The 26,172-nt window shown below is 64.6% G+C and carries 28 protein-coding genes; 9 read left to right on the top strand and 19 right to left on the bottom strand.

What is annotated here, in order from left to right; genetic code table 11:
* Positions 1–185: 185 nt before the first annotated feature.
* From ACLH0J_RS21295 to ACLH0J_RS21285, 3 genes are all read right to left on the bottom strand, one after another.
* Entirely contained in the window at positions 186–611 is a 426-nt protein-coding gene (locus tag ACLH0J_RS21295) for a GNAT family N-acetyltransferase (protein ID WP_411388894.1), read from the bottom strand.
* Between the two features lie 18 nt (positions 612–629).
* Positions 630–1,121: a GNAT family N-acetyltransferase gene (locus ACLH0J_RS21290; protein ID WP_411388893.1), complete on the bottom strand. Its 492-nt coding sequence runs from the start codon at positions 1,119–1,121 to the stop codon at positions 630–632.
* Positions 1,122–1,222: 101 nt separating this feature from the next.
* Complete coding sequence (locus ACLH0J_RS21285) at positions 1,223–2,638, bottom strand: purine-cytosine permease family protein (protein WP_411388892.1); 1,416 nt, start codon at positions 2,636–2,638, stop codon at positions 1,223–1,225.
* A gap of 216 nt (positions 2,639–2,854) precedes the next feature.
* Here ACLH0J_RS21285 and ACLH0J_RS21280 point away from each other — a divergent pair, with 216 nt between their 5' ends.
* Complete coding sequence (locus tag ACLH0J_RS21280) at positions 2,855–3,766, top strand: LysR substrate-binding domain-containing protein (protein ID WP_411388891.1); 912 nt, start codon at positions 2,855–2,857, stop codon at positions 3,764–3,766.
* A gap of 24 nt (positions 3,767–3,790) precedes the next feature.
* On the opposite strand, the gene argE is transcribed toward ACLH0J_RS21280, so the two are convergent.
* From argE to ACLH0J_RS21260, 4 genes are read right to left on the bottom strand one after another with little or no spacing between them, the layout of a single operon-like run.
* Positions 3,791–4,939 carry an acetylornithine deacetylase gene (gene argE / locus ACLH0J_RS21275; RefSeq protein ID WP_411388890.1) on the bottom strand — a complete coding sequence of 383 codons (1,149 nt, stop codon included), beginning with the start codon at positions 4,937–4,939 and terminating at the stop codon, positions 3,791–3,793.
* A complete protein-coding gene (locus ACLH0J_RS21270) occupies positions 4,936–5,613 on the bottom strand; it encodes a DUF1028 domain-containing protein (protein ID WP_411388889.1) in 678 nt (225 codons plus the stop codon). Before ACLH0J_RS21270 ends, argE begins: the two co-directional genes overlap by 4 nt.
* A 10-nt stretch (positions 5,614–5,623) precedes the next feature.
* Complete coding sequence (locus ACLH0J_RS21265; RefSeq protein WP_010171793.1) at positions 5,624–6,034, bottom strand: RidA family protein; 411 nt, start codon at positions 6,032–6,034, stop codon at positions 5,624–5,626.
* 23 nt (positions 6,035–6,057) lie between these two features.
* Positions 6,058–7,389 carry a flavin-containing monooxygenase gene (locus tag ACLH0J_RS21260; RefSeq protein WP_411388888.1) on the bottom strand — a complete coding sequence of 444 codons (1,332 nt, stop codon included), beginning with the start codon at positions 7,387–7,389 and terminating at the stop codon, positions 6,058–6,060.
* Positions 7,390–7,606: 217 nt separating this feature from the next.
* On the opposite strand from ACLH0J_RS21260, the gene ACLH0J_RS21255 reads away from it, so the two are divergent.
* From ACLH0J_RS21255 to ACLH0J_RS21240, 4 genes are all read left to right on the top strand, one after another.
* Positions 7,607–8,041 (top strand): GNAT family N-acetyltransferase, encoded by a 435-nt coding sequence (locus tag ACLH0J_RS21255; protein WP_411388887.1) that lies wholly within the window; start codon positions 7,607–7,609, stop codon positions 8,039–8,041.
* A 185-nt stretch (positions 8,042–8,226) separates the two neighbouring features.
* Positions 8,227–9,810: a ShlB/FhaC/HecB family hemolysin secretion/activation protein gene (locus ACLH0J_RS21250; RefSeq protein ID WP_411388886.1), complete on the top strand. Its 1,584-nt coding sequence runs from the start codon at positions 8,227–8,229 to the stop codon at positions 9,808–9,810.
* 7 nt (positions 9,811–9,817) lie between these two features.
* Positions 9,818–11,617 carry a filamentous hemagglutinin N-terminal domain-containing protein gene (locus ACLH0J_RS21245; protein WP_411388885.1) on the top strand — a complete coding sequence of 600 codons (1,800 nt, stop codon included), beginning with the start codon at positions 9,818–9,820 and terminating at the stop codon, positions 11,615–11,617.
* 10 nt (positions 11,618–11,627) lie between these two features.
* Entirely contained in the window at positions 11,628–12,530 is a 903-nt protein-coding gene (locus ACLH0J_RS21240; protein WP_411388884.1) for a hypothetical protein, read from the top strand.
* Positions 12,531–12,564: 34 nt separating this feature from the next.
* Here ACLH0J_RS21240 and ACLH0J_RS21235 read toward each other — a convergent pair whose 3' ends face one another.
* Both ACLH0J_RS21235 and ACLH0J_RS21230 read right to left on the bottom strand, forming a co-directional pair.
* Entirely contained in the window at positions 12,565–13,032 is a 468-nt protein-coding gene (locus ACLH0J_RS21235) for a copper chaperone PCu(A)C (protein ID WP_411388883.1), read from the bottom strand.
* Positions 13,032–13,637: an SCO family protein gene (locus tag ACLH0J_RS21230; protein ID WP_411388882.1), complete on the bottom strand. Its 606-nt coding sequence runs from the start codon at positions 13,635–13,637 to the stop codon at positions 13,032–13,034. Before ACLH0J_RS21230 ends, ACLH0J_RS21235 begins: the two co-directional genes overlap by 1 nt.
* 642 nt (positions 13,638–14,279) lie before the next feature.
* Here ACLH0J_RS21230 and ACLH0J_RS21225 point away from each other — a divergent pair.
* From ACLH0J_RS21225 to hemN, 4 genes are all read left to right on the top strand, one after another.
* Complete coding sequence (locus ACLH0J_RS21225; RefSeq protein ID WP_411388881.1) at positions 14,280–15,596, top strand: OprD family porin; 1,317 nt, start codon at positions 14,280–14,282, stop codon at positions 15,594–15,596.
* Positions 15,597–15,695: 99 nt separating this feature from the next.
* Positions 15,696–16,139 carry a hypothetical protein gene (locus tag ACLH0J_RS21220; RefSeq protein WP_411388880.1) on the top strand — a complete coding sequence of 148 codons (444 nt, stop codon included), beginning with the start codon at positions 15,696–15,698 and terminating at the stop codon, positions 16,137–16,139.
* A gap of 90 nt (positions 16,140–16,229) precedes the next feature.
* Positions 16,230–17,549: a coproporphyrinogen III oxidase gene (locus tag ACLH0J_RS21215; protein ID WP_411388879.1), complete on the top strand. Its 1,320-nt coding sequence runs from the start codon at positions 16,230–16,232 to the stop codon at positions 17,547–17,549.
* Positions 17,536–18,921: an oxygen-independent coproporphyrinogen III oxidase gene (hemN, locus tag ACLH0J_RS21210; RefSeq protein WP_411388878.1), complete on the top strand. Its 1,386-nt coding sequence runs from the start codon at positions 17,536–17,538 to the stop codon at positions 18,919–18,921. The genes ACLH0J_RS21215 and hemN overlap by 14 nt, the downstream gene beginning before the upstream one ends.
* Positions 18,922–18,943: 22 nt before the next feature.
* On the opposite strand, the gene ACLH0J_RS21205 is transcribed toward hemN, so the two are convergent.
* The 10 genes from ACLH0J_RS21205 to ACLH0J_RS21160 are packed head-to-tail and all read right to left on the bottom strand — an operon-like array spanning position 18,944 to position 26,152.
* A complete protein-coding gene (locus ACLH0J_RS21205) occupies positions 18,944–20,395 on the bottom strand; it encodes a cytochrome D1 domain-containing protein (protein ID WP_411388877.1) in 1,452 nt (483 codons plus the stop codon).
* Positions 20,392–21,216 carry a uroporphyrinogen-III C-methyltransferase gene (gene cobA / locus ACLH0J_RS21200; RefSeq protein ID WP_411388876.1) on the bottom strand — a complete coding sequence of 275 codons (825 nt, stop codon included), beginning with the start codon at positions 21,214–21,216 and terminating at the stop codon, positions 20,392–20,394. The genes ACLH0J_RS21205 and cobA overlap by 4 nt, the downstream gene beginning before the upstream one ends.
* 44 nt (positions 21,217–21,260) lie before the next feature.
* A complete protein-coding gene (gene nirJ, locus ACLH0J_RS21195; protein WP_411388875.1) occupies positions 21,261–22,442 on the bottom strand; it encodes a heme d1 biosynthesis radical SAM protein NirJ in 1,182 nt (393 codons plus the stop codon).
* Between the two features lie 3 nt (positions 22,443–22,445).
* Positions 22,446–22,955, bottom strand: a complete 510-nt coding sequence (locus ACLH0J_RS21190; protein WP_411388874.1) for a nitrite reductase — start codon at positions 22,953–22,955, stop codon at positions 22,446–22,448.
* Complete coding sequence (locus tag ACLH0J_RS21185; RefSeq protein WP_411388873.1) at positions 22,930–23,373, bottom strand: Lrp/AsnC family transcriptional regulator; 444 nt, start codon at positions 23,371–23,373, stop codon at positions 22,930–22,932. The genes ACLH0J_RS21190 and ACLH0J_RS21185 overlap by 26 nt, the downstream gene beginning before the upstream one ends.
* Positions 23,366–23,854, bottom strand: coding sequence for an AsnC family protein (locus tag ACLH0J_RS21180; protein ID WP_411392871.1), 489 nt, complete (start codon positions 23,852–23,854; stop codon positions 23,366–23,368). The genes ACLH0J_RS21185 and ACLH0J_RS21180 overlap by 8 nt, the downstream gene beginning before the upstream one ends.
* Positions 23,855–23,877: 23 nt before the next feature.
* Positions 23,878–24,336, bottom strand: a complete 459-nt coding sequence (locus ACLH0J_RS21175; protein WP_411388872.1) for an Lrp/AsnC family transcriptional regulator — start codon at positions 24,334–24,336, stop codon at positions 23,878–23,880.
* A 1-nt stretch (position 24,337) separates the two neighbouring features.
* Positions 24,338–25,507, bottom strand: a complete 1,170-nt coding sequence (locus ACLH0J_RS21170) for a cytochrome D1 domain-containing protein (RefSeq protein WP_411388871.1) — start codon at positions 25,505–25,507, stop codon at positions 24,338–24,340.
* A complete protein-coding gene (locus ACLH0J_RS21165; protein WP_411388870.1) occupies positions 25,504–25,821 on the bottom strand; it encodes a c-type cytochrome in 318 nt (105 codons plus the stop codon). Before ACLH0J_RS21165 ends, ACLH0J_RS21170 begins: the two co-directional genes overlap by 4 nt.
* 16 nt (positions 25,822–25,837) lie before the next feature.
* Positions 25,838–26,152 carry a c-type cytochrome gene (locus ACLH0J_RS21160; RefSeq protein ID WP_411388869.1) on the bottom strand — a complete coding sequence of 105 codons (315 nt, stop codon included), beginning with the start codon at positions 26,150–26,152 and terminating at the stop codon, positions 25,838–25,840.
* Positions 26,153–26,172 lie beyond the last annotated feature (20 nt).

Genomic DNA, 26,172 nt, shown 5'->3' with positions numbered 1-26,172 from the left:
GCCCCCCACCTCCCTGTAGGAGCGAGCTTGCTCGCTCTTACGACTGCCCATGCCCTCGCCCCTCGACGGCAGCCCGGCGGCGTGCAGCATGGGCACGGTCGGCGTGGTGTTGACCGGAAGTGTGGAGCCGGTGATGCAGGGCCGCGCCTACGTGTAGCCCAGCCAATCCCTGCTGCGGTGACGCGTCACAACGGTTTGGTCAGAAACACACGGCTGCTGCCGGCTGGCGCGCAAGGAATCTCGCCAAACCGCACCCACCCGTGTTTCTGGTAAAAACCCGGCGCCTGGAAGCTGATGGTGTACCGCACCGCATTCAGGCACCCGCGGCGCCGGGCTTCGTCTTCAAAGGCTTGCAGCAACTGGCCGCCAAGGCCCGTGCCGCGCAGGGACTCGGGCAAGTGGAACAGGTCGAGGAAGGCCATGCCGAAGGCGGTTCTACCGGTTATGCCACCGAGGACTTGCTGGGTGTGCGGGTCTCTGACCAACACCGTCAGCGGGCGCCGATCATGGTAGCCGGTGGCTTGCGCGTTAAACTCGGCCAGGCCGTTGCCGAGGATGCGCTCGGCTTCGGGGTTGAGTTGGTCGCTGATTTCAATCGGCGTTACGGTCATCATCAAGTCCTTTTCGGCTCAGAGCGTCATCACCATCTCATGCCACGCCATGCCGCCATGATCCGACGGCGAAGGCCGCACATAGGTGTAGCCCATGCGCGTGTACAGCGGCACATGCTGCTCCTTGCACATCAAGTGAAGGGTCTGCTTGCCCATCGCCCGCATGCGCTGCACGAACTCGGTCATCAGGCGCTTGGAATAGCCGTTGCCCTGATGCGCCGGGTCGACCACCACCGACATGATCACCCCATTCGGTGCCTCGGGCGAATGACCCACCAGTTCCTTGAACGCCTCGTCCGCCATCACCACTTCGTGGGCGCAGCCGCTGTTGATGAAACCCACCACCTCGCCATCGGCTTCCAGGATCAGAAACCCTTGGGGGTACAACGCAATGCGCGTGGCGATCTTTTCCAGGGTGGCGGCTTCGTCGCCTTCGTAGGCGCTGATTTCGATCTCGTAGCAACGATCGGCGTCGGCGGGGCGGGCGTTGCGCAAGGTGAGGGCGGGCATGGTGGGTCCTGGGCGTTGAGCGAAAGGCCACATGATAAAGAAAGATCGCATTGCTGACACCGACGTAGGAGCGAGCTCGCTCCTACAGGGGCGTGTCGCGCTCAGGCCTCGCCCACCAATGCCCCTTGCGCCATCCTGCGCTTATACGCACTGTCCCGGCTCGCCAGCCAGAAATACAGCGGCGACGTCACCACCAGCCCCACCAGCCAGGACAGGTCCGCGCCGTTGATGTGTGCCGAAATCGGCCCCACGTACAGCGGCGTGTTCATGAACGGAATCTGCACCGCGATGCCCACCGCATACGCCAGCAACGCCTGCGGGTTGTAGCGCCCGTAGATGCCGCCATCCACGCGGAAGATCGAGGCAATGTCGTACTTGCCTTTGTGGATCGCATAGAAGTCGATCAGATTGATCGCGGTCCACGGCACCAACACCACCAGCAGCACCAGCACCATGTCGACGAAGTGGCCGATGAAGTCTTTGGAGGCGAACACCGCCGCAATCGCACAGGCCGCCAGCACCAGGATCGAGATCACCGCGCGGCTCTTGGCGGTGGGGATCCAGCGGTAGGCGAAGGTCTGCACCAGGGTGATGATCGACAGCACGGCGCCATACAGATTGAGCGCGTTGTGGCTGATCACGCTGAGCAGAAACAGCACCAGCATCAACGGGCCGATGGCGCCGGTGGCGAGCTTGACCGCGTCCATGGTGTCCATGCCCACCGGGGTGGCGAGCACGGCGACGGCGCCGAAGATGAACGACAGGCTCGAACCCAGGGCCGAGCCCAGGTAGGTGGTCCAGAAGGTCGACGCGACGGGCACGTCGGCCGGCAGGTAGCGCGAGTAGTCGGAGACATAAGGCGCGAACGCGATCTGCCACAGCGCGGCCAGGGACACGGTGGCCAGCCAGCCGGAGAGGTTGAAGCTGCCACGGGTCAGGAAGTCGCTGGTCTGCACGTGGGTGAAGATGTAGCCGAAGCCCAGCACGATCCCGGCGCCCAACACCCAGGTGCCGATGCGGTTGAGCACGTGGATGAAGCGGTAGCCGATGATGCCGATGATCCCGGAGCCGATGGCGCCGATCACGATGCCCACCGGCACGGGCACTGCGTCGACCACGCCGTGCAGGGATTTGCCGGCGAGCACGATGTTGGAGGCGAAGAAACCGACGTACATCACGCCGGCGATCACCACCACCAGTAGCGCGCCGAGGGAACCGAACTGTGCGCGGCTCTGGATCATTTGCGGGATGCCCATCTGCGGGCCCTGGGCCGAGTGCAACGCCATCAGCACGCCGCCGACCAGGTGGCCGACGAGGATGGCGACGATGCCCCAGAGCAGATTGAGGTGGAACAACTGCACCCCCAGCGCACCGGTGACGATCGGCAACGGCGCGATATTGCCGCCGAACCACAGGGTGAACAGGTCTCTGACCTTTCCGTGGCGATCTTCCGGGGGCACGTATCCAATCGTGTGTTTTTCGATAAGCGGGGCGGAGGATGTTGCAGTGGTGACCATGACGAACTCCAAGGCAAGGTGAGTACGTGGACGTACTTCGCGGTGCGCCGCCGGGCGGCGCTTTGTTGTTGGAGCGATCATCGGCAATGGGGGCGGGGAGGTAAATTAGTAAGTTTGTTGCTATAGACCTTAAAAAATATCGCTCGCGCCGGGACGCGCTCCGGTATGTTGCCTACCTGTCTTTTGCGGGCGAAGCCCCACGTTTACGGAGGCCCGATGGCTGCCTACAACCTGCGTCAACTCAGGTATTTCGTCACCACCGCCGAATGCGGCAGCGTCGCCGAGGCGTCGCGCAAGCTGTATATCGCGCAGCCGTCGGTCTCCACCGCGATCAAGCAGTTGGAAGACAGCTTTGGCGTGCAACTGTTTATCCGCCACCACGCCCAGGGGGTGTCGCTCACCCCCAGCGGCGCGCGGTTTTATCGCAAGGCGCTGGAACTGCTGCGGGTGGCTCACGAGTTCGAACAGAACGCCCTGGCCGACAATGATGTGGTGGCGGGGCAGATCGATATTGGCTGCTTCGAAACGGTGGCGCCGCTGTACCTGCCGCGGTTGATCGCGGGCTTCAAGGCGCGCTGGCCGGGGGTGGAAATCCGCATGCGCGATGGCGAGCAACAGGAACTGGTGCAGGCGCTGACGGCGGGCAGTATCGATGTGGCGATGCTGTTCGAGCACGACCTGGGCGCGACCATCGAGACCACACCGCTGATGCCGCCGCAACAGCCCTATGCGTTGCTGCCGGCGGATCACCGCTTCGCCCAGCAGGCCAAAGTGTCCCTCGCCGACCTGGTGCGCGAACCGATGATCCTGCTGGATGTGCTGCCGAGCCGCACCTACTTCGTGAGCATTTTTGAAGAGCGCGGGTTGACGCCGAATATCGTCTTCAGCTCGCCGTCGATCGAGATGGTGCGCGGGATGGTGGGCAGGGGGTTCGGGTTTTCGATTCTGGTGACCAAGCCGTTCAGCGAGTACACCTATGACGGGCAGAAGGTGGTGTGCGTGCCGTTGGCGGAGACCGTCACCGGTTCGGGTTTGTCGGCAGTGTGGCTGCGGCGGGCACCGTTGACCAAACCGGTGCAGTTGTTCGTCGATTATTGCCGCGAAGAACTCGCGCGGTTACTCGCCTGATACCAAACCCCGGAGCCGGCTTGATCACAACGCAGTGATCGACAGGTACATCCGCCGCAGCATTTCATCGCAGCCGTTGAGTTGCGCCACGCTCACAAATTCATCCGGCTTGTGTCCCTGGTCCATGCTCCCCGGCCCGCACACCACGGTAGGGATGCCCACCGCATCGAACAACCCGCCTTCGGTGCCAAACGCCACCGTGCCGAATGCCCGCGAGCCGGAAAACGCCGCGATCAGTTCCGCCGCCTGGCTGTGTGCATCGGTGGCCAGCCCGGGATACGCCGACAACTCGATAAAGCGAATTGCACTCTGCGCGCTCACCGCCTGCATGCGCGGCAGCACCTGTTGTTCTGCATACGCCTTCAATTCATCCGCCACTTCGCCAGGGTCCTGGGACGGCAGGGCGCGGATCTCGAAGTCGAAGCGGCAATCGGCCGGGACGATATTCAGCGCCTTGCCGCCGCTCATCACCCCGGTCTGCACGGTGCTGAACGGTGGATCGAAGCGCGCATCCCGGGTCGCCCGCAACCGCTGGCCGATGCGCCCCAGCTCGCCGATCAGCTCGGCGGCGTGCTCGATCGCGTTCACGCCGTAAGGCGCGTAGGCCGAATGGCAGGCCTCGCCGTGCACGTCGCAACGCATCGCCAGCTTGCCCTTGTGACCGAGCACCGGCTTGAGTTCGGTGGGTTCGCCGATGATGCACAGCATCGGTTTGACCGGGCGCTGTTCCAGCACCTTGAGCAGCGAGCGCACGCCCAGGCAGCCGACTTCCTCGTCATAGGACAGCGCGATATGCACCGGCTGGCGCAGCGTGGCCTTGACCAGTTCCGGCACCAGCGCCAGCACACAGGCGATGTAGCCCTTCATGTCCGCCGTGCCCCGGCCGAACAACTTGCCGTCGCGCTCGGTCAGTTCGAACGGCGGCACGCTCCAGGCCTGGCCGTCCACCGGCACCACGTCGGTATGCCCGGACAGCACGATGCCTGGAAGCGCCACCGGGCCGATGCTGGCGAACAGGTTGGCCTTGCTGCGTGCTGCGTTGTAGATCAACTCGCTGGCGACGCCGAACCCGGCCAGGTAATCGCGCACAAACTCGATCAATTGCAGGTTGGATTCGCGGCTGGTGGTATCGAACCCCACCAGCGTGCGCAGCAGTTCACGACTGCGGCTCATCGGTCGTCTCCGGCCACGCCGTAGCCGGGGGATCGGTCCGGGGCGAGGGCACGGTCGATGTAGTCCTGCACTTGCGGGCGGTAGGCGTCCCAGAGTGTTTGCAGCGTGCCGATGGGCTGTTCATCGGCCCAATCCACCCGCAGGTCGATGATCGGCCAGGTCAGTTCGCCCACCACCACCAACGCCGCCGAATGCACCGGGCCGGCTTCGCCACCGGCGGCGATGGCGGCGTGCATGGCGGCCAGCAGACGATCCGCCAACTGGCCTTCAGTCTGTTCAAAGGCGCTGACCATCGCCGTGATTACTGCGCGGTCGGCGAGCATATTGCCGGCCGCCACGCACTGTTCGCCCGACACCGCGTGATGGGTGCCGAGGGTTTCGCTGCCGCTGAAATGCACGCTGCGGCCCAGGTGGTCGATGGCCGTGAGTTGCCGGTATTGGCTGTAGCCATTGCGCGTCAGGGCCTGGTCGACCGCTTCGGCCGGGGCGCGGCCTTGCTCCAGCAGGTCCAGCACGTCCGGGCCCAGGGCCGGCAGCGTGATGTTCTGGGTCGACACCGCACCTACGCCGGGCCGCAACCAGGGGCAACGGGCGCCCACGGCGATGCTCGATGAGCTGATGGCGATGCCCAGTTGGCCGGTGTCGGCGCAACGGGCGACGATGGAAAAAGTCATGGGCGGTTCCTTATTCGGGGATCACGGCGATCACATCGATTTCCATCAGCCACTGCGGCTGGCCCAGGGCCGACACCACCAGGCCGGTGGAAATCGGGAACACGCCTTTGAGCCACTTGCCGACCTCCTGATACACCGGCTCGCGGTAGCGCGGGTCGATCAGGTAGGTGGTGGTCTTGACGATATGCGACAGGTCGGAGCCGGCTTCCTCAAGCAACTGCTTGACGTTGCGCATGGCCTGTTCGGCCTGGGCCCGCGGGTCGCCGAGACCGACCAGGTTACCGTCGAAATCGGTGCCCACCTGGCCGCGCACATACACGGTGTTGCCGGCACGCACGGCCTGGCACAGGTCGTTGTCCAGGCTCTGATTGGGGTAGGTTTCCTTGGTGTTGAACATGCGGATACGAGTGTGGGTAGGCATCTAAAAAACTCCGGAAAAAGGACTCAGGCACTGGCCGCACTTTTATCAACGACTGGTGCGGCTTCGCGGTAGTCGAGGTACTGACGCTGGATGGCGATATGGTCGGCCAGGTACTTGGCGTCATGCCACACGCCCCAGATAAACGACGAGCCACGGCGCGATTGCCAGGGCAAACCGAGGAAGTAGATCCCGGCTTCGCTGGACACCCCGCGCTGGTGCTGCGGCTTGCCGGCGGCGTCGAAGGCATCGACCTGCAGCCAACCGTAGTCCACGGCAAACCCGGTGGCCCAGATGATCGAGGTGATACCGGCTTCGGCCAGGTCCAGGCTCAGGATCGGTTGCGTGATGCAGTCCGCGTCGGGGAACACGCGACGGGCTTCGGGTTCCGGCGGCAGGTCCAGGCCGTTGCGTTCGACGTAGGCGTCGGCCGCCTCCAGCAGGGCCAGGTAGTTTTCATCACCGCGTGCCAGGTTCTCCACCAGATTGGGCTGGAACGTGGCAACGTGGCCATCGAAGGATTGCGTCAGGCCGACCAGGGTCATGCCTTGCTGGGCCAGCTCGCGGAAGTCGATGGTCTTGCCGCCATGGGCGCCACTGACGGCGATGGTCACGTGCTCGCGACCGGGTTTCATCGCGGCCTGGTCCCACTCGCCCAACACCCCCAGCCACCAGCAGAAATCGCGGTTGCGGTAGGCGCGCGGCGGCCGGTCGTGGGCGCCGACCGAGAGGTACACCCGGCGACCGGCGCGCTGCAATTCATCGGCAATCTGCACGCCCGACGACCCGGCGCCCACCACCAGCACGGCGCCGGCCGGCAGTTGGTCCGGGTTGCGATAGTCGGCGGAGTGGATCTGATGCAGCGCGGTGTCCTTCGGTGCAATCGCCGGAATCACCGGGATCTGGAACGCCCCGGTCGCCGCCACCACGCGGTTGGCTTCGATCACGCCTTCACTGGTGTGCACGGTAAAGCCGGGGCGGCCCACGTTGCGTACCACTGAGGTCACGTCGACGCCGGTGCGGATCGGTGCGTTGAACTGGCGTGCATAGGTTTCAAAGTAATCCGCCACCCGTTCCTTGGGAGCAAAGCCGTCCGGGTCGACGTCATCGAACGCCAGGCCCGGAAACCGGTCGTGCCAGGCCGGCCCATTGGCCACCAGCGAATCCCAACGCCCGCTGCGCCAGCGCTCGGCGATCCGGCTGCGCTCCAGCACCAGGTGCGGCACGCCTTGCTTGCTCAGGTGCTCGCTCATGGCCACGCCAGCTTGACCGGCGCCCACCACCAGGGTGTCTATTGTTGTTGTCGCTACAGTCATGTGTCTGTCCTTCTGTAATGCAGTTGGATTCAGGTCGGGCATGACGTCAAGGCTAGGGGGAGGGCGGTTATTAATAAAATATTATTAAGCTGGGAAGTGAGCATAAATATCGGATGCAGCGCGTGCCGGCCAATGTCCACCGAACGCCGCCGATCAAATGTGGGAGCGGGCTTGCTCGCGATTGCAATCGCCCAGGCGATAGCGTCATATCTGACTGGCTGTTATCGCGAACCAGCCCGCTCCCACAAGGTTTTGCACCATGCACACAATCCGCACCATGACCCCCTCCGACTACGACGCCGTCCTCGCCCTGATGCAGGACACCCCCGGTATTTCCCTGCGCGATGCCGACTCCCGCGAGGCCACCGAACGCTATCTGGCGCGCAACCCCGGCTTGAGTTTCGTGGCAGAAGCCGAAGGCCGGTTGATCGGGTGTGTGATGTGTGGCCACGATGGGCGACGCGGTTATCTGCAACATCTGCTGGTGCTGCCTGAGTATCGCCGCCAGGGCATTGCGCGGGCGTTGACGCAACGCTGCCTGGCGGCGCTGGCGCAACTGGGTATCCACAAATGTCACCTCGATGTGTTCAAGACCAACACCGGCGCCGCCCAGTACTGGCAGGGCCAGGGGTGGACGTTGCGCACGGATATCGACCGTTATTCATTCACCCGGCCGGGGCATGAAAACGCCTGATCAAGCGGCGCCGAGGGTAGGAGGACGCGGGTTTTTGAGGGCTAAATATTTAATTCCCGAAAAATACAGGGGGCTTTGTATCGAAGTGGCAATGTAATGGCTACACTCCGCGCCGGGGCTCACCTCCTGCTGGCGCTTAACGCAGCGTAAGTCGTTCAACTTTCACGCTGCCCAAGGCCCACTCCATGATCGACCGTTTCATGCTGTTGCTGGTGCCCGCCTCATTGGCGGTCTGCACCACCTTCGCCGTGGCCGCTGACAGCGACCCGCTGTCGCCACGCTTTGATATCACCCGTTTTGAAGTGCGCGGCAATACGCTGTTGCCCGCCAGTGCGCTGGCGCAGAGTGTGGCGCCGTTCGTGGGGCCCCAGCGCGATTTCAGCGATGTGGCCAAGGCTCAGGAAGCGCTCGAAGACGCCTTCCATCGGCACGGCTATCAATTGGTGCGCGTCGACCTGCCTGAGCAGGAGTTGAACGGCGGCGTGGTAGTGCTGGACGTGGTGCAGGTGCGGATTGGCCAGGTGACGATCGCCGGCAACCAGCATTTCAGCGCGGCCAATGTGCGTCAGTCGTTGCCGGGCCTGCAAGAGGGCGCCTCGCCTGATCTGGCGGCGGTGTCCAAGAGCCTGAAGCTGGCCAACGAAAACCCGGCCAAGCAGACCGTGATGAAACTCAAGAACAGCGCCGCCAACGATACGGTGGACGCCGACCTGCAGGTGAGCGATGAGTCGCCGTGGAACGCTGCGCTCAACATCGATAACAGCGGGTCGAAGGAAACCGGGCGGACCTACGTCGGGGCTGTGCTGCAAAACGCCAATATGTTCGGGCGCGACCAGGTGATGAGCCTGCAATACACCACCACCGTGGAAAAGCCCGAGCGGGTCAGCGTCTACGGCCTGGGCTATCACCTGCCGCTGTACGCGCTGGGGGACTCGCTGGACTTTTTCACCAGCTACTCCGACGTCGACAGCGGCACGGTGACGGCGGGCATCTTCGACGTGGCCGTCAGCGGGCGCGGCACGATCTTCGGCACGCGCTACAACCAGAACCTGGCGACGCTGGGCAACTACCAGTCCAAGCTGATCTATGGCGTCGACTACAAAGCCTACAAAAGCAGCCTGGAACTGTTCGATGTGCAACTGGGCAACGACATCACCGTGCACCCCATCAGCCTGGGATACCAGGGCACCTGGGTGCGGATGGACGGCGATGCGAATATCGGCCTGTCGCTGTTGCACAACATTCCCGGCGGCGCCAAGGGCCGGCAGCGCGATTTCGACCTGGCGCGCGCCCATGCCCGGGACGACTACACGGCGTTGCGGTTCGCCGCCAGTATCACGCAGATCCTGCCGGCCGCCTGGCAGTTGCGCGCCGCCTTGAACGGCCAGTACACCCGGGATGCCCTGGTGCCGGGCGAGCAGTTCGGGGCCGGCGGGGCGGCGTCGGTGCGTGGCTTCCGTGAGCGCGAGGTGAGCAACGACTCGGGGGTGGTCGGCAACCTGGAAGCCTATACGCCGCCGCTGTGCCTGGGCGGCAGTTGGCAGTGCCGCGCCCTGGTGTTCTACGACGCCGGCTACCTGACCCGCAACGACGCGCTGCCCGGCGAGTTCGAGCACCTCAGCTTGAGCAGCACCGGCCTGGGGGTACGCCTGATCTACCGGCGCAACCTCAACCTGCAAATGGACTACGGCCATGCGCTGCACGCCGAAGCCAGTGACACCCAGCGCGGCGATGATCGCCTGCACGTCCGTCTCAGCCTGGCCTTTTGAGGGTGCCATGACATTCAAACCAACGTTGATGGCGCTGTGCCTGGCGATGGCTGCCAATGCGACGGCGGCCCCGCTCAACCCGGTGATCGTCAACGGCCAGGTGACGTTCACCCAGGATGGCAACAGCCTGACCGTCACCAACAGCCCCAATGCAATCATCAACTGGTCGAGCTTCTCCATCGCCCAGGGCGAGCTGGTGCGCTTTGTGCAACAGAGCGGCAACAGCAACGTGCTCAACCGCATCACCGGCCAGGACCCCAGCGTGATCCTCGGCACGTTGCAGTCCAACGGCCGGGTGTTCCTGATCAACCCCAACGGCATCGTGTTCGGCGCCGGTTCGCAGATCAATGTCGGCGGCCTGGTGGCGTCGAGCCTGGCGATTTCCAACGCGGACTTTCTCTCGGGCAACCGGCGTTTCGCCGCTGACGGGCCGGCTGGGCAGGTCAGCAACCAGGGCGCGATCACCACACCGTCGGGGGGGCAGGTGTATCTGATCGCGCCGGATGTGAACAACACCGGCATCATCACCACGCCCGAGGGCGAAACGGTGCTGGCGGCGGGGCATTCAGTGCAGTTGGTGGACTCCAGCAACCCCGGCCTGCACGTGGTGGTGTCGGCGGAAAAAGACCAGGCGCTGAACCTCGGTACCGTGATCGCCCAGGGCGGCAACATCGGTATCTACGGCGCGTTGGTCAACCAGCGCGGCACGCTGAACGCCAACAGTGCGGTGGTCGGTAGCAACGGCAAGGTGGTGCTCAAATCCAGCGGCACCACCTTGCTCGAAGCCGGCAGCGTCACCACCGCCACTGGCGTCGACTGTGGCGGCGATATCCAGGTGTTGGGCGAGCAGGTCGGCGTGATGGGCAATGCGCGCATCGATGCCAGCGGTCAGCGCGGCGGTGGTCGCGTGTTGGTGGGCGGTGATGACCAGGGCAAGAACCTGGCAGTGCTGAACGCCAGACAAAGCTATGTGAGCCAGGACGCGCGGATTGCCGCCGATGCCCTGGCCAGTGGCGATGGCGGCAAGATCATCGTGTGGGGCAATGACACCACGCGGGTCTACGGCACGCTGTCGGCACGCGGCGGGGCGGCTTCGGGCAAGGGCGGCCTGGTCGAGACGTCCGGGCATTTCCTGGATGTGGCCGGCGCACGGGTCGACACGCGCGCAGCCAACGGCACGGCCGGTTTCTGGCAGTTGGACCCGGCGAATATCCTGGTCACCTCGTTCCTGTCCGGCCCTTCGGCCTCTTTGGGGGACGTGTCGGCCTTCGCCAACGCACCGGGCGCCGACAGTGAAATCGACGCTGACCTGCTGTCCAACGCGACCTCCAATGTGTTGCTGCAAGCGACCCACGACATCACGTTCTACACCGGCGTCAACAACACCCAGACGGGTGTCGGCCTCACAGCCCAGGCGGGCAATGACATTCACGTCAACTCGCTGATCCAGTTCACCGGCGATATCACCCTCGCCGCCAACCATAACGGCGCGGGCACGGCCAGCGGCAGCGGACGGGTGTTTATCGAGGGCCAGCCCACCGCCGGCGGACGCTTGACGATCACTGACGTCGACCGGCCGCTCGTCGAACCCGTGAAGCTGCCGGTGCGGATTGAACTGATCCCATCGGTGCAATTGGCATCGAGTCAGACCATTTCCCTGATAAATAGAGCGTCCGCCAGCGTCGTTCCGGGCACCGACCTCTTGTCAGGAGGAGCAATCGGCTATTCCGTAAACAACAACAAAGTCGCCTCCAATACTTCAGTCGGTAAAGAAAATGCACCCATTAAAAAAACCTACTGCAACTAACGCGCTGCTGATGCTGACACTGATGAGTGCGGCGACCTGGGTCCAGGCCGCGCCAGTGGCCGGTACCGTGATTCATCTGAGCGGGCCGTTGTTCGTCAAGAAACTCGACGGCAGCATGCGCGTGCTGGGTGAACAGTCGGGGGTGGAAGTCGGCGACACGTTATCGACCCAAGGCAAGGGCTATGCACAAGTTCGCCTGCGCGACGACAGCCTGTTGACGTTGCAGCCGGAGACCGTGCTGAGCGTGGACACGTTTGCCTACGATGCGGCGTCGCCTGCTGCCGATGCGGTGGTGTTCACCCTGAAGCACGGCGGGTTGCGCTCCGACGGCGGGTTGCTGGGCAAGCGCAGCCAGGATCGCTCGACGTTGATCACGCCCAATGGCCGTATCGGCCTGCAATCGGCCAGCGTGGTGGTGCATTACCAGCCGGCGGCAGTCGTGGCGATGCGCGCTTCGTCCCGGCTGAAAAGCCTGGCCGTGGGCTTGGCGTCCTCGGCCGGACAGGCTGATGCCTCTTACTCTGCATTCGTCGCCGCGGTCTCGGCGCGCTATGTCTATCGCCTGGGCAATGTCCTGGCCTCGGCGGAGTCATGGGCGGCGCAAGGCAGGGCTTCGTTGACGGTGATGTTTGTGTCCGATCCGTTCAGCGCGCCCCTCCCACCAATGCGGGTGCCAGGTTTATATGTGCAGGTTCTCGACGGTCAGATCAATGTGACTAACAGGGGCGGTACGCAGGATTTGATAACCGGCCAGTTCGGATTCACAGCAAGCAACACGACGCCTCCATTGGTGGTACCGAACGACCCCGGCATTTTGTTCACCCTGCCTGTTTCATTCTCCCAGCCTGATGGGGCGACGGGCGCTACCAGCAAGGGCAGCGTACCGGCCGCCGTCGATTGCCAGGTGCGCTGAGCCCGATGGCACGCGACAGCCCCCGGCGAGCCCGTCAATGCATTTTGCTGTGGTCCATGCCATCCATTCCACGGGCAGGCGCCTTGACCTCGACGGTCTGCTTCTGGCCCTGGGCATTTTCTACGGTCAGGGTCAGCGGCACCTGGTCGCCTTCCTTGATCTGGCCGGTCAGGCCCATCAGCATCACGTGATAGCCGTTCGGGTCGAGCTTGACGGCCTGGCCCGCAGGCAAGGCCAGCGCGTCCACCGGACCCATGCGCATCACGTCGTCCTTCATGCTCATTTCATGGATCTGCACGTCCTTGGCCACAGGCGAGGCGACGCTGAGCAGCTTACTGTCGCTGTCGGCGGTCAGGGTCATGAATGCACCGCTGGACGGCTGGCCCGGCACGGTGGCGCGTACCCAGGCATCGGTCACCAGCACCTGGGCGCTGGCGTGGGCGGCCAGGCCCAGCAGGGTGAGGCCGAAGGTGAGGCGTTTGAGGTGTTGAACGGCAGTCATTAGCAGACCTCCATGACGGTGAGCAGGTCTTCTGCGCACTCTTTAGCGGTAAGGGATGCCTGCAGGCCCAGGCGCAGGTTGCCGCGCGTGTCGAAGACGAAACTGGTGGCGGTGTGGGACAGGGTGTAGGTGTCGCCGGCGGGGACCTTTTCATAAAAGATCCCGAATTCCTTGGCGGCCACGGCGATTTCTTCCGGGGTGCCGTACAGCGCTTCGAAGCTGGGGTCGAAGGCCTTGACGTACCTGTCGAGAATCTGCGGCGTGTCGCGTTCCGGGTCGAGGGTGATGAAGATCACTTGCATGATCTCGCCGTCGCGGCCCATCAGCTTCTTGGCCTGGGCGGCGCGAGCGAGGGTGGTCGGGCACACGGCCGGGCACTGGGTGAAGCCGAAGAACACCACCGGCATCAGGCCACGGTAGGAACTGAGGGTAACGGTGTCGCCCTCGGTGTTCTTGAGCTTGAAGGTGCGGCCCATGATCTTGTCGCTCAGGTCCTTGCCGTACTTGAAGTTCAGCTTCGGGCTGTTGTCACAGCCAGCCAACAGGCCCAGACCCAACAGGCCCATGCCGGTCAGGACCTTGCGGCGGGTGAATAACGTACTCATCAACTGTGCATCCTGTGAAGCGCCTGCCTTGCTCTGGATCTATACATCAGGCTTTGAAAAGGAGTAGGTGCGGAGGGCGGCCAGTCTACCAACCCTGCCCGGCCAGCGTAATCTGCGACGTTCTGCCACAGGGGGCTGCCGCATTTCATCGCCTGGCGCCGCTGACGCTCGCGTTGCCACCGTGAAGTTCAACCTTCCTGGCTGTTCGCCGCTCGCCCGGAGCCTGTGGGGCGGCTTGGCTCGCGTGGGGTGTGAGCCTCCGCCAGCCGCTCGATGGGCGCGTCGGCGCGCGCTGTCCGGTGGACGGCCAGCCCGTGCGATTTTCCGACAAAAGGGTTGGATGGCCGGTGTTTCGGCAACATCTGGAACAACTTTGCTTGGCGAAGGTGCCACGCATTGACCGTCGCCCGCACGTTTCCGATCCAAGGTTCGACGCAGGAGGTCGATGCCCTGAACACCTCACGCTAGAGCGGGATTGTTACGGAAACTGAAAAGGTGATTGGCAATTTAGGTGGCTATATCTTGGCCGTCCAACGCTATACCGTGCGCGGTCCTGTCAAATAATGCAGCACCACCCCCGCGACAAAATAAAAAATGAGCTGGGCTGTGACGGGATCGCCTCGATCACTTTTTGGAGCCTTCATGAATCACACCACTCGCCTGGCCCTGGCCGTTTCCCTGGGGGCCGCGCAGCAGGCTGTCGCCTCCGGTTTTATCGACGACAGCAAAGCCAGCCTCGACCTGCGAAATTTCTACTACAACCAGGACACCCGTAACGCCAAGGCCGCCTCCGACAAGGAGTGGGGCCAGGCGTTCATGTTCAACTACCAGTCCGGTTTCACCGAGGGCACGGTGGGCCTGGGCGTGGACGTGCAGCAATGGTACGGCCTGCGCCTGGATGCCTCGGGGCGCTCGGGCAAGAAAGGCGAAGACAACACCCCCGGCAGCGTCTTCCCGCTGGACGATGGCAAGGCCGCCCACGACTTCAGCAAGACCGGTGTGACCGGCAAGATGCGCATCTCCCAGACCCAACTGAAAGTCGGCAGCATGATGCCCAAGTTGCCGGTGCTGACCACCGAAGACGGACGCCTGCTGCCCCAGACCTTCCGCGGCTATCAAGTGGATTCCAAGGACTTCAAGGACTTCAACCTGATCGCCGGCAAAATCGAACAGGTGCTGGACCGTAACTCGAGCAACGGCCAGGGCCTGTCGATTGCCGGCGCCAATGACCCGATCAAGGGCAGGGACAGCAACCAGTTCTACTACGGTGGGGTGGATTACGCGGTCAGCAAGCAACTGCAATTGCAGTACTACTACGCCAACCTCGAGAACTTCTACCAGCAGCACTTCCTGGGCCTGGTGCACAACTGGCAGTTGCCGGTGGGGCAGATCAAAAGTGACCTGCGCTATTTCTACAGCACGGCCGATGGCAAGAACGACAGCGCCTCGGGGCGTCACGAAGGGTATGTGAGCGCGGGCTACTACGCGCCGGGCGTCAACACCGGCAAGGTCGACAACCGCCTGTGGAGCGCAATGTTCACCTACAGCCTGAGCGGGCATTCGTTGGGCCTGGGCTACCAGAAGACCACCGGCGAAAGCGATTTCCCCCATATCAACCAGGGCCAGGGCCGCTCGCTGTACCTGATCACCAACTCGCAATCGCTGAAGTTCGTGAATGCCGGCGAACAGGCGACCGTTGGCAGCTACGCCTATGACTTCGCCAGCCTGGGCGTGCCGGGCCTGCGCTCCAGCGTCACCTATATCCACGGCAGCCATATCCGCACCGCAACCCGTGACAACAGCGAATGGGAGCGCGACTTTCGCGTGGACTACGTGATCCCCACCGGCACCTTGAAAGGCCTGGGCTTTACCTGGCGCGGTGCGGTGATGCGCGGTAACGACACGGCGGACAAGGATGAGACGCGCCTGATCGTCAGCTACAGCATCCCGCTGATATAAGCCGCGCACGGCGCCGCAACGCTTGATCGGTATCAAGGCCACACCCTGTGCCCGCGTGCACACTGGGCGCTCCACGGCCGGTCCCCCTGCGAGGCCATCATGCTCTACCTTCTGTTGCTATTGGCCCACCTGTTCGCCGCGCTGATATTTATCGGCACGGTGTTTTTCGAGGTGCTGATCCTCGGCAGCCTGCACCGGCAATTGCCGGCGCGGGTGATGGTGCTGGTGGAGCAGGGGGTTGGCCTGCGGGCGCGGGCGTTGATGCCATGGGTGTTGCTGGTGCTGTTCGGCGCCGGCCTCGGCATGGTCTGGCTGCGTTACCTGCCGGTGCTGGCGGCGCCCCTGGCGTCGTCGTTTGGCACCTTGCTCAGCGTCAAGCTGGCCCTGGCCGCCAGCGTGCTGCTGCACTTTCTGGTGACCATGGCGCGGATGCGCTGGGGCACCGTCAGTGCGGGTTATATCCGCGGGGTTCACCTGAGCCTGTTCGCGCATATGGTCGCCATCGTGCTGCTGGCCAAGGGCATGTTTTATCTGAGCTGGTAGCGGCGCGACCCTCGGGCCTTGATGCATATCAAGGTGAGACGCCAAGTCGCACCGGACAATGGCGCACAGTCACCCGCTCCGGAGTCCGTCATGCGCAGCCCGATTCACCCCACCCGCTTTCGCCAGGATCAGGGCGTGTTGGATCTGGCCTGCCAGATGGACACCCGTCGCTTCCATGCCGGGGTCGGCAGCCTGGACCTGTTGCGCGCCTTGCGTGACAGCCGCCAGCGTCAACGCCCGCTGGCGTTGAACCTGCACTGGCCGGCGAGCGATCCCGGTGGCGACTACCTGCACAGCGTGACCCAGGAAATCCAGATGATCGGCTGCCAGCTCGGCGCCCGCCAGCCGGTCGATCACTTTCACCTGCGGGGCACGCCGCCGGCGTTGGCGCAGTTGCAGCCGTTGATGGCGCACCTGCACGGGCGCTTCAATTTCCTCGACCATGACCGGGGCGACTACCGTATCGACCTCGACCCCTGGCACACCGACTGGGCCACCATGGGCGCGCTGCGCGAGCTGGGCTTCAATCACGCCAGCATCGGCGTGCCGGATGCCGGCAGCGACGGGATGTCGTCCCAGGCCCGCTATCAGGACCCGGCACCCATCGAGTCCCTGGTCGATGCCGCCCGCACCTTCGGGTTTCGCTCGGTGAGCATCGACCTCGGCTATGGCCATGCCTGGCAGACCCCGGCCAGCTTCGAACTGAAACTGGCCAGTCTGATCACCCTGGAACCCGACCGCCTGCACCTGTTCGATTACGCCCAGGCACCGACCCGCTACCAGGGCCGGCCGTCCCAGGCCTTCAGCAGTGCCGCGGATAAAAGCGCCATGCGTCGCAGCGGCTTCGAGTCCCTGACGGCGGCGGGCTACCACTACATCGGTCTCGGCCAGTTCGTACGCGCCGACGATGACCTCAAACAGGCCCAGGAACGCGGGCGCCTGAGCCGTAACTGCGAGGGCTTCACCCTGCATGGGTATTGCGACCACATCGGCCTGGGCCTGGGCGCCATCAGTCAGATCGACACGTTGTGTGCGCGCAACACCCTGGACGCGCACCAGTACCGCGAACAACTGGCCAGCGGTCAACTCGCCACCCACAGCGGTTGGTTTCGCCAGAGCGTCGACCCGGTGCGCCTGCACGTCGCCGAGCGCCTGGCCTGCGATCTGGAGTTGGATATCCCGGCGGTGGAGCGTCGTTACGGCCTGGTGTTCCGGCGCTATTTCGCCAGCCTCTGGCCGCTGCTGGTGGCCTTGCACCGCGACGGACTGATCGAGTTGTCGCCGAGCTTCATCTGGCTGTTGCCGGCCGGGCTGCCGCACGTGGATGGTATTTGTGCGTTGTTCGAACGTGCGGTGCTCGCCAGCCCGGTCAGTGCCAACGATGAGGAGATCGACCATGACGGCGTTTGAATTCGACCGCGCCCTGGTACACAAATACGACCGCCCGGGGCCACGCTACACCTCGTACCCCACCGCGCCGCAATTCCACAGCGAATTCGCCCTGGATGACTATCACCAGGCGGTCCGCGCCAGCCATCGGCAGGCGGTGCCCAAGGCGTTGTCGGTGTACATCCATATCCCGTTCTGCCAGAGCCTTTGCTACTACTGCGGTTGCCACAAGATCATCACGCGCAAGACCCACCGCGCCGTGGAGTACATGGGCTACCTCAAGCGCGAGATCCAGATGCAGGGCGCATTGTTCGAGCGCTCGCGGTGCCTGACCCAACTGCACCTGGGCGGCGGTACGCCGACCTACCTGGACGACGCGCAACTGGCCGAGTTGATGGCTTGCCTGGCGCAGCACTTCACCCTCGACACCAGCGACAACCATGAGTTTTCCATCGAGGTGGACCCGCGCACCATCAGCGTCGAGCGGATCCAGACCCTGCGTCGCCTGGGCTTCAATCGCTTGAGTTTCGGCGTGCAGGACTTCGACCCCGACGTGCAGGCTGCGGTCAATCGCCTGCAAAGCGAGGCGCAGATCCTGCAACTGGTGGCCGCGGCCCGCGAGGCGCGGTTCAAGTCGATCAGCGTCGACCTGATCTACGGCCTGCCGCTGCAAACCGTGGCCAGTTTCGATGTGACCCTGAGCAAACTGATCGCCCTGCGCCCCGACCGGGTCGCGGCCTACAGCTATGCGCACCTGCCGAGCCAGATCCGCGCCCAGCGCATGATCCGCCCCGAAGACATGCCACCGCCGGCGCGCAAGCTCGAATTGCTGGAACTGACCATCCGCCGTCTCACCGAGGCCGGTTATGTCTACATCGGCATGGACCATTTCGCCTTGCCCGACGATGAACTGGCCCTGGCTCGCGCCAATGGCAGCCTGCAACGCAACTTCCAGGGCTACTCGACCCACGCCGACTGCGACCTGATCGGCCTGGGCGTGTCGGCCATCGGCAAGGTGGGCGACAGCTACAGCCAGAGCGTCAAGGAACTGTCCCAGTACTACGCCCGACTCGACGCGGGGATGCTGCCGGTGCAGCGCGGTTATCGGCTCAATGCCGATGATGTGCTGCGTCGCGAGGTGATCAACGCATTGATGTGCGACGGCCGCGTCGATTTCGCCGGGATCGAGGCGGCCCATGGGGTGCGCTTCGATGAGTATTTTGCCGAGGCCATGACCCAACTGCAGGAGCAGGTGGCGGATGGGTTGCTGCTGATCCAGCACGATGCGCTGCAACTGCTGCCCAAGGGCCAGTTGATGGTGCGCAGCGTGGCCATGGCCTTTGATGCCTACCTGGGCGGCGCGCAGAAAGGCCAGTTCTCGCGCACGGTGTGAGCTGAGTGCCCGGCCCGATGGCTCAATGGGACGTGCCTTCGGCGAACTCGACCTTGTTGCCCACGTTGTACTTGCCCGACGGTTTGTTCATCGGCAGGCGTTTCACCTCCTTGAGCGTCTGGCTGTCGTACACGATCACCGCGCCGTCGGTGGCCCAGATGCTCAGCAACAGGTAGCGGCCATCGCGGGTGAATTCCACATGCGCCGCCGTCTTGCCGGGCATCGGCCGTAGGGTGTGGGCGATCTCCAGAGTCTGTTTGTCGATCAGGTGGATGGCATCATTGTCCGGGCCGAAGAACACATCGCTCCAGATATAGCGCGAGTTCGCGTGGCTGCGCATGAAGAAGCCCGGCCCGAGGGTGGGGATCTGCTTGATCAGTGTCCAGGTCTTGAGGTCGATCACCGAGATCTGCCCCTTGCTGATATTCGGCGTGGCGAACACCCATTGGCCGTTGCGCTGCCAATAGGTCCCCGAGCCCAGGTGCGGCATGCCTGACAGTGGAATATCGGTGACCACCTGGCCCGAGTCGAGGTCAATCACCTGGCCGCCACCGGCCTTGCGTGAGGTGGCGATCAATTGCCGGTAATCGGGCGAGAACGAAAAGTCATCGAGTACGTCCTGGGCCTGGATGCGCCGGGGTTCAAAGCTGGGTTGGGCGGCTGCATAGGACAACTCCCAGACCTCGTTCACATCCTTGAGCGCGACGATAAAACTGTCGCGCGGCGGCGCGGTGTACACGGCGCTGACCCGTGAGCCGGTGTCCAGGGTCTTGACCAGGGACAGGTCGCGGGCATCGAGCAGCACCAGGTTGCCCGGCAGGTAATTGCCCGCCAGCACCCAGCGCCCATCCTTGCTGACCGCCAGGTTGCGGGTGTTGAGGCCCACGCGGATTTCGGCGATCAACCTGAGGTTGTGCAGGTCGTACTGGCTGATCCAGCCGTCGCGCGAGGCGAAATACACAAAGCGCCCGTCAGGCGAAAATTTAGGCCCGCCATGCACCGCGAAATGCGTGGGGAACCGGTCGAGGACGGCAAAGCTGTCGCCGTCGAGAATGGTGATGTGGTGATCGCCCGACTCCACCACCACAAACAGGTTGAGCGGGTCGGCGTGGTGTTGTGGCGTGGTCGGCAAGGTGCTGACGTCCACCCGCACCGTGTGGCTGGCGCGGATGTCGTGGGTGTTCCAGGTCGCCTGGGCGTCGGGTTGTTGCAGGAAGTCCGCCAGGCCGTCGATCTGCGCGGCACTCAACTGTGGCGCGAACGCGGCCATCTGGCTGGCGGGCCGGCCTTGTGCGATGACCTTGCGTATCTCGTCCGGTTTGATCCGCCCCAGGCTTTGCGGCAGTAACGCCGGCCCGGTGGCGCCGATGCGGTTGAGGCCGTGGCAACTGGCGCAGTGACGTTGGTAGTCCTCGGCCGGCGTGCCGTGGGCGGCCGTCGCCCACAGCAGCGGCACCAGCAGCAGACGCTTCATGGTGTCACCGCCGTACGCGCGGGTATCAGGCTGGCGGGGAAGTGCAGGGCGGTGTCGGCGAACAGGTTCACCACGTGGCCGATCACCGTCAGGGTCGGCACCCCCGGTGTGCAGTCGGCGGCCAGGCTGGGCAACTGGCGCAGGGTGCCACGGGCCACCCGCTGGTCGGCCCGCGCACCGTTGCTGATCAGCGCCGCCGGGGTATCCCCCGGCAGACCGGCCGCAATCAGGTGCACGGCGATCAGCGCCAGGTTCGACAGGCCCATGTAGAACACCAGCGTCTGGCTCGGCTCGGCGAGGCTGGCCCATGGCAGTTTCAGCGCGCCGTCGCGTTGCAGGTGCCCGGTGACGAAGCGGCAGGAGTTGACCAGGTCGCGGTGGGTCAGGGGGATGCCGGCGTAGGCGCTGCACCCGGAGGCCGCGGTGATGCCCGGCACGACCTGGCAGGGAATGCCGCGCGCCAGCAGGTACTCCAGTTCTTCGGCGCCGCGCCCGAAGATAAACGGGTCGCCGCCCTTGAGGCGTACCACCCGTTGCCCCTGGTCGGCCAGCTCGGCCAGCAGGGCGTTGAGTTGGTCCTGGGGCAGACTGTGGCAGCCGCTGGCCTTGCCCACGTAATGGCGGGCGCAGCTCAGCGGAATCAGGCTCAGCAGTTCGCTGCTGATCAGGCGGTCGAATACCACTGCATCGGCCTGCATCAACAGGCTCCAGGCGCGCAGGGTCAGCAGGCGCGGGTCGCCGGGACCGGCGCCGACCAGGGCGACTTCGCCGGGGTGGAAGGGGCAATGCAAACTGGCGGGGAGGGCGGTTGAAGTGTGCATGAGACATCCTTGGTTCATCGTCAGGGCGGCGGCCGCCGGTGGGGTCACCGGGTGGTCGAGCAAGGGATCAGGCGCGGCGGCGTGCGGGCAATCTCGGCGTCACTGAGGTGGCAACCGGGGTCCTGGCCCCACAGGTCGCCGTCGGCCCAGGCGCGGGTGCGGGTATTGCCGTTGCAGATCGCCAGCCAGCGACAGTCGGTGCAGCGCCCGCCGATGCGGCGCGGATGTTCGCGCAGGCGCAGCAGCAACGGATCGGGCTTATCCAGCCACAACTGGTGGAACGGCGTGTGGCGCACATTGCCCACCGAGTGCTGCCACCAGTAGGTGTCCGGGTGCACGTCGCCGGTGTTGTCGATATTGGCGATGCCGCTGCCCGATGCATTGCCGCCCCAGTGCTGTAGCAGGTGTTCGAGCTGCGGGTAATGTTCGGGCAGATGCTGCTGGACCCAGTGCAGCAACAGCACGGCGTCGGCGTCGTTGTTGCCGCTGACGAAGTCGCTGTCGATGCCGTGCTGAATGTCGCGCCAGGCCTGCTCGAAGAGCAGTGTCATCGCCTCGCGGCTCATTTGCCGGTGCGCATCCAATTGGCGACTGCGCTTGCCGCGCCCGCTGTAGTTGAGGTGCGACAGGTAGAACTTCTGCACATCGTACGTACGCATCAGCTCCAGCAACTGTGGCAACTGCGCATGGTTCTCCTGGGTCAGCGTGGTGCGCAGGCCCACGCGAATCCCGGCCTGGCGGCACAGGCGGATGGCATGCATCGAGCGGCGGAAACTGCCGTGCGACTGACGAAACGCGTCGTGGGTCGCCTCCAGGCCGTCGATGCTGATGCCCACATAGTCGAAGTGCGCGTCGGCGATCTGCCCGACCGTGTGTTCATCGATCAACGTGCCGTTGGTCGACAGCGCGACGAAAAAACCTTGTGCGCGCGCGTAGGCGGCGAGTTGGAACAGGTCTTCGCGCAGCAGCGGCTCGCCCCCGGACAGAATCAACACGCGCACCCCGGCCGCGCGCAAATCATCGATCACCTTCAAGGCGGCGGTCGTGTCCAGCTCATCGCGAAACACGCTGTCGGCGCTGGTGGCGTAGCAGTGTTTGCAAGTGAGGTTGCAGCGGCGCAACAGGTTCCAGATCACCACGGGCGCGCGATCATTGCCGGGCGGCGAGGTGCGCGGTGGTGGGCATTGGCCGGCGAGGGTGCGCAGGTAATGACTGATTCGCAGCATGGGCTAGTCCTTTAAAGGTGCCGGCGTCAGGCGCAGGCCGGTTTTTTTCAGGATGCGACTGCTCACCAGCATCTCGTCGGCACGGCAGGCATCGCCGAGCAGAATCCGCAGCTGTTCGCGGTAGCGGTCGATTTCACCCCGGCTGCGCCCATGCACCATGGCGAACAGGTTGTAGGGCCAGTCGGGACGGCGCGGGCGCCGGTAGCAGTGGCTGACGAACGGCTGGGCCGCGAGCAATTCGCCGAGGCGCGGCATCTGCGTGTCGAGCACATCCCACACGGTCATGCCGTTATGGCGATAGCCCAGGCGGTAATGGTTGGGCACCGCGGCGATGCGCCGGATCACACCGTCGGCCTGCAGGCGTTCGAGCAGGTCCAGGGTCGCCGCGACGCTGATGCCCAACTGTTCGGCGAGCCAGGCCCAGGGGTCTTCCAGCAGCGGCAGGCCGTCCTGGGTGAGGCTCACCAGGCGCAGGGCCAGGCGCGGGTCAGACGGGGAAATACAGGCCGACATGATAGGTTTGCTCCTTCGGCAGATTGAGCACCGCCAGGCCGGTCAGGGCCTCGATGCGCGACAGGGTAGCGGTCAGCTCCTGCGCGGTGGCGCAGGCCAGCACGAACCACATGTTCCAACGGTGTTCGCGGCGGTAGTTGTGGGCCACCTGGGGCAGCGCGTTGAGCTGTGCGGCGACCGCCTCGAAGCGTGTCTCGGGCACCGCCAGTGCCGCGAGGGTGAAGGCACCGCCGAGGCGCTCGATATCGAACATCGGCCCGAAGCGTGTGAGCACGCCGTCTTCGAGCAAGGCATGCACCCGATCGAGGACTTCGCCCGGCTCGCTGCCCACTTCCCGCGCCACTTGCTGCCAGGGTTGGCGCACCAGCGGCAGGCCGAGTTGCAGGCGGTTGATCAGTTGCCGGTCGAGATCATCCATGTGCCCACACCTGTGACGAAGGTGGGGTAAAGCGCCCGCCGCATTGCTTGAAAGCGCGCGCACTGAACAGCAGTTGATGGGGCAGGTCGCTGAGCAGGTGCTGTTCGAGCAGCGCGTGAATCTGCGCCTCGACCCTGCGACGCTCGCGGCCGTGAACCATGCAGAACAGGTTGTAGCGCCACTGCGGCAGGCGCCGTGGGCGCTGGTAACACAGGTTCACCCCCGGTGCGCGGCCCAGGCGCTGACCGACTTCATCGACCAGCGCATCGGGCACATCCAGCACCAGCATGGCGTTGGCCACGTAGCCCAGGGCGCGATGGTTGAGCACCAGGCCGACGCGGCGAAACAGGCCCTGGTCGCTCCATTGCCGCATCTGTTGCAGCACCTGATCGTGGTGGGCGCCGATCTCCTCGGCGAGCGCGTCATAGGGGCGTGAAACGATCGGCAGGCCGCGCTCCAGGCACTGGCGCAGGTCGAGCATCTGTTCGTGGGTCAGCGGCGTGATCACGGCTGGTCCCCCAGGGAAAAACCCAGGTCGACGCGATACGCCGTGAGCATCGGCAAATCCAGCGGGGTGAGGCCGGTGTCTTTCTCCAACTCGTCGAGGATCTGTTGCAGGTGCTGGCGATGGGGGCCGGTCAGCACGAACCACAGGTTGTAGTGATGCTCGCGGGCATAGTTGTGATTGACCTCCGGGTACTGGCTGACCCGTGCGGCCACCTGTTCCAGGCGTTCGACCGGCACCGCGAGGGCGGCCAGGGTGCTGGCGCCGGCGCGGGTATGTTCGAACACCGGGCCGATCCGGGAGAGCGCTCCGGCCAGTTCCAGGCGTTGCAGGCAGGCCATCACCTGGGTTTCGCTGCAACCCAGCACCTGGGCCATGGCGTGGTAGGGCTCGGCGCACAGCGGCATGCCGTGCTGGAAGCGTTCGATCAATTGCAGGCTGAGTCGGTCAAGGTCCATTTCAATACCCCATCTTTTGCGCGCGGAGGCTGAAAAAAATGCCGCTGGGACTCTGGGCCGGCAGGGTTTTCAGCAGGGTCAGACGGTACGGGTCCCACACTTGCACCTGTTCGCCGTCGCGTACCGACAGCCACAGTTGCTCGCCACGTCCGGTGAATTCCATGTGCAGCACGCCGGGGCCGGGACGCAGGTCGGCGACCACTTGGTGCGATTCGCTGTCGAGCACCTGCACGCGGTCGTTATCGGGGTAAGCGAAGTTGACCCACAGCTGGCGCCCGTCGGGGCGCGCGGTGACGAAAATCGGTTGGCCGGCGACCGCGATCGCCGCCGTCTGTTGCCAGTTGCGCGCATCCATCACCAGCACCTCATGGCGCCCCACGGCCGGCACGAACGCCTGGTTGTCGGCCACGGCCCAGCCTTCCAGGTGGGGCATCTTGTACACCGGCAACCGCGCCTGGCCGCGCCCGTAGTCCTTGAGCACGCGGGTGACGCCGCGCTCCGGGTGCCACAGGTCGAGTTGGGCCATGCCGTCTTCACCGAACAGCCCGGCCATGTAGTAGCGGCCATCGGCGGTGATCAGGGCGTCGTAGGGTTGGTCGCCGACGTCCTTGAAGCGGCTGATGCGCGGCGTAGTGCCGTGGCTGAAGTCGGCGCTCCAGATTTCGCCACTGTCGAACAGGCTGAACACGAAGCGCTGCCCAGGCGCATCCACCAGGCCCACCACCCGCGCACGCTTGCCGTCGGGCAGGGCGGTGGCGGGAATGTCGGCGACTTGCTGCAAGGTGTCGGCATCGAACACCTTGACCCCGCCAGGCACGTAGTTGGACACGGCAATCAGGCGCCCGTCCTGGCTGATCGCGCCGCCGATGCTGTTGCCGCCCTGGACGATGCGCCGCTCGATGCGTTGGCGCAGCAGGTCGACCTTGGTCAAGCCGCCATCGCGGGCGGACACATAGGCGTAGCGCTGGTCGCGGGAAAACACCGCCGACGCGTGGGACAGGTCGCCCAGCCCGTCGATACGCGCAAGCGCCGTCATGCCGCTGCTTTCGACGATCTGCACGCTGCCACGGGTGCGTTCGATCACCAGGCCCAGGTCGCCACTGCCGCGCAACGCCGGTTGCGTGCAGGCGCCGAGCAACAGGCACAGGGATAACAGGGTGGGACGCATCATGGTGCGGGGCTTCCTTGCAACAGGCGGTCGACCAGCCAGGCGATCTCGCCGGCACTGAGCAGCGGGGCCCAACCGGGCATGGCGCGGGTGGGGCGCCCGTAGGTCACGGTGGCGATCAGGCTGTCACGGCTGTGGTCGGCGAGTGCCTGGGGGGTGAGGGGCGGGCCGAGGCCGCCCGTGAGGTGCAGGCCGTGGCAGGCGCCACAGTCCTGGGTCAACAGGTGTTCGAGGCGGGCAGCGTCCGGGGTGGCCGCTGCGCACGAGGGAATCAGCAGGAGCAGCGCCATGGCCGTACCGATCGTCGATGCTTGCATGGCACGCTCCTTGTGCTTATTTCAAGGTCAGGACCCAGTTGGCCAAGACGTTGGCTTCCTCTTCTGTCACCTGGTTCGGTGGCATCGGCGTCGGCCCCCAGTTGCCCTGGGTGCCGTTTTTGATATGGCTGGCCAAGGTGGTGGCGGCGTCCTTCACGCCGGCATTTTTCGCGGCGACCTCCTTCAGGGCCGGGCCCACCAGTTTGCTGTCGATCATGTGGCAGCCCACGCAGGGCTTGCTGTTGAACAGTGCCGCCCCGTCTTGGGCCAGGGCCGGTTGCAGGCTGAGTGCGGCGCTACAGGCGAGCAGTGCGAGAAGCATATTTTTCATAGGAAAACCTCGTATTGATG

Origin of the sequence: Pseudomonas sp. MPB23 (genome assembly GCF_046605395.1) — a bacterium.
In the GTDB taxonomy this organism is placed as follows: domain Bacteria; phylum Pseudomonadota; class Gammaproteobacteria; order Pseudomonadales; family Pseudomonadaceae; genus Aquipseudomonas.
The sequence above is the reverse complement of the archived record's forward strand: the minus strand, read 5'-3'. Positions and strand labels throughout refer to the sequence as shown.

Coding starts and splice junctions, on each gene's coding strand:
- ACLH0J_RS21255 (WP_411388887.1), top strand. CDS start 7,607: ATGCACACAATCCGCACCATGACCCCCTCCGACTACGACGCCGTCCTC.
- argE (WP_411388890.1), bottom strand. CDS start 4,939: ATGAGCCGCAGTCGTGAACTGCTGCGCACGCTGGTGGGGTTCGATACC.
- ACLH0J_RS21190 (WP_411388874.1), bottom strand. CDS start 22,955: ATGTCGGCCTGTATTTCCCCGTCTGACCCGCGCCTGGCCCTGCGCCTG.
- nirJ (WP_411388875.1), bottom strand. CDS start 22,442: ATGCTGCGAATCAGTCATTACCTGCGCACCCTCGCCGGCCAATGCCCA.
- ACLH0J_RS21245 (WP_411388885.1), top strand. CDS start 9,818: ATGACATTCAAACCAACGTTGATGGCGCTGTGCCTGGCGATGGCTGCC.
- ACLH0J_RS21180 (WP_411392871.1), bottom strand. CDS start 23,854: ATGCTCGACCTGCGCCAGTGCCTGGAGCGCGGCCTGCCGATCGTTTCA.
- ACLH0J_RS21230 (WP_411388882.1), bottom strand. CDS start 13,637: ATGAGTACGTTATTCACCCGCCGCAAGGTCCTGACCGGCATGGGCCTG.
- ACLH0J_RS21285 (WP_411388892.1), bottom strand. CDS start 2,638: ATGGTCACCACTGCAACATCCTCCGCCCCGCTTATCGAAAAACACACG.
- ACLH0J_RS21225 (WP_411388881.1), top strand. CDS start 14,280: ATGAATCACACCACTCGCCTGGCCCTGGCCGTTTCCCTGGGGGCCGCG.
- ACLH0J_RS21235 (WP_411388883.1), bottom strand. CDS start 13,032: ATGACTGCCGTTCAACACCTCAAACGCCTCACCTTCGGCCTCACCCTG.
- ACLH0J_RS21280 (WP_411388891.1), top strand. CDS start 2,855: ATGGCTGCCTACAACCTGCGTCAACTCAGGTATTTCGTCACCACCGCC.
- ACLH0J_RS21290 (WP_411388893.1), bottom strand. CDS start 1,121: ATGCCCGCCCTCACCTTGCGCAACGCCCGCCCCGCCGACGCCGATCGT.
- ACLH0J_RS21165 (WP_411388870.1), bottom strand. CDS start 25,821: ATGCAAGCATCGACGATCGGTACGGCCATGGCGCTGCTCCTGCTGATT.
- ACLH0J_RS21240 (WP_411388884.1), top strand. CDS start 11,628: ATGCTGACACTGATGAGTGCGGCGACCTGGGTCCAGGCCGCGCCAGTG.
- ACLH0J_RS21270 (WP_411388889.1), bottom strand. CDS start 5,613: ATGACTTTTTCCATCGTCGCCCGTTGCGCCGACACCGGCCAACTGGGC.
- ACLH0J_RS21220 (WP_411388880.1), top strand. CDS start 15,696: ATGCTCTACCTTCTGTTGCTATTGGCCCACCTGTTCGCCGCGCTGATA.
- ACLH0J_RS21260 (WP_411388888.1), bottom strand. CDS start 7,389: ATGCCCGACCTGAATCCAACTGCATTACAGAAGGACAGACACATGACT.
- ACLH0J_RS21160 (WP_411388869.1), bottom strand. CDS start 26,152: ATGAAAAATATGCTTCTCGCACTGCTCGCCTGTAGCGCCGCACTCAGC.
- cobA (WP_411388876.1), bottom strand. CDS start 21,216: ATGCACACTTCAACCGCCCTCCCCGCCAGTTTGCATTGCCCCTTCCAC.
- ACLH0J_RS21205 (WP_411388877.1), bottom strand. CDS start 20,395: ATGAAGCGTCTGCTGCTGGTGCCGCTGCTGTGGGCGACGGCCGCCCAC.
- ACLH0J_RS21250 (WP_411388886.1), top strand. CDS start 8,227: ATGATCGACCGTTTCATGCTGTTGCTGGTGCCCGCCTCATTGGCGGTC.
- ACLH0J_RS21265 (WP_010171793.1), bottom strand. CDS start 6,034: ATGCCTACCCACACTCGTATCCGCATGTTCAACACCAAGGAAACCTAC.
- ACLH0J_RS21295 (WP_411388894.1), bottom strand. CDS start 611: ATGACCGTAACGCCGATTGAAATCAGCGACCAACTCAACCCCGAAGCC.
- hemN (WP_411388878.1), top strand. CDS start 17,536: ATGACGGCGTTTGAATTCGACCGCGCCCTGGTACACAAATACGACCGC.
- ACLH0J_RS21185 (WP_411388873.1), bottom strand. CDS start 23,373: ATGGATGATCTCGACCGGCAACTGATCAACCGCCTGCAACTCGGCCTG.
- ACLH0J_RS21215 (WP_411388879.1), top strand. CDS start 16,230: ATGCGCAGCCCGATTCACCCCACCCGCTTTCGCCAGGATCAGGGCGTG.
- ACLH0J_RS21170 (WP_411388871.1), bottom strand. CDS start 25,507: ATGATGCGTCCCACCCTGTTATCCCTGTGCCTGTTGCTCGGCGCCTGC.
- ACLH0J_RS21175 (WP_411388872.1), bottom strand. CDS start 24,336: ATGGACCTTGACCGACTCAGCCTGCAATTGATCGAACGCTTCCAGCAC.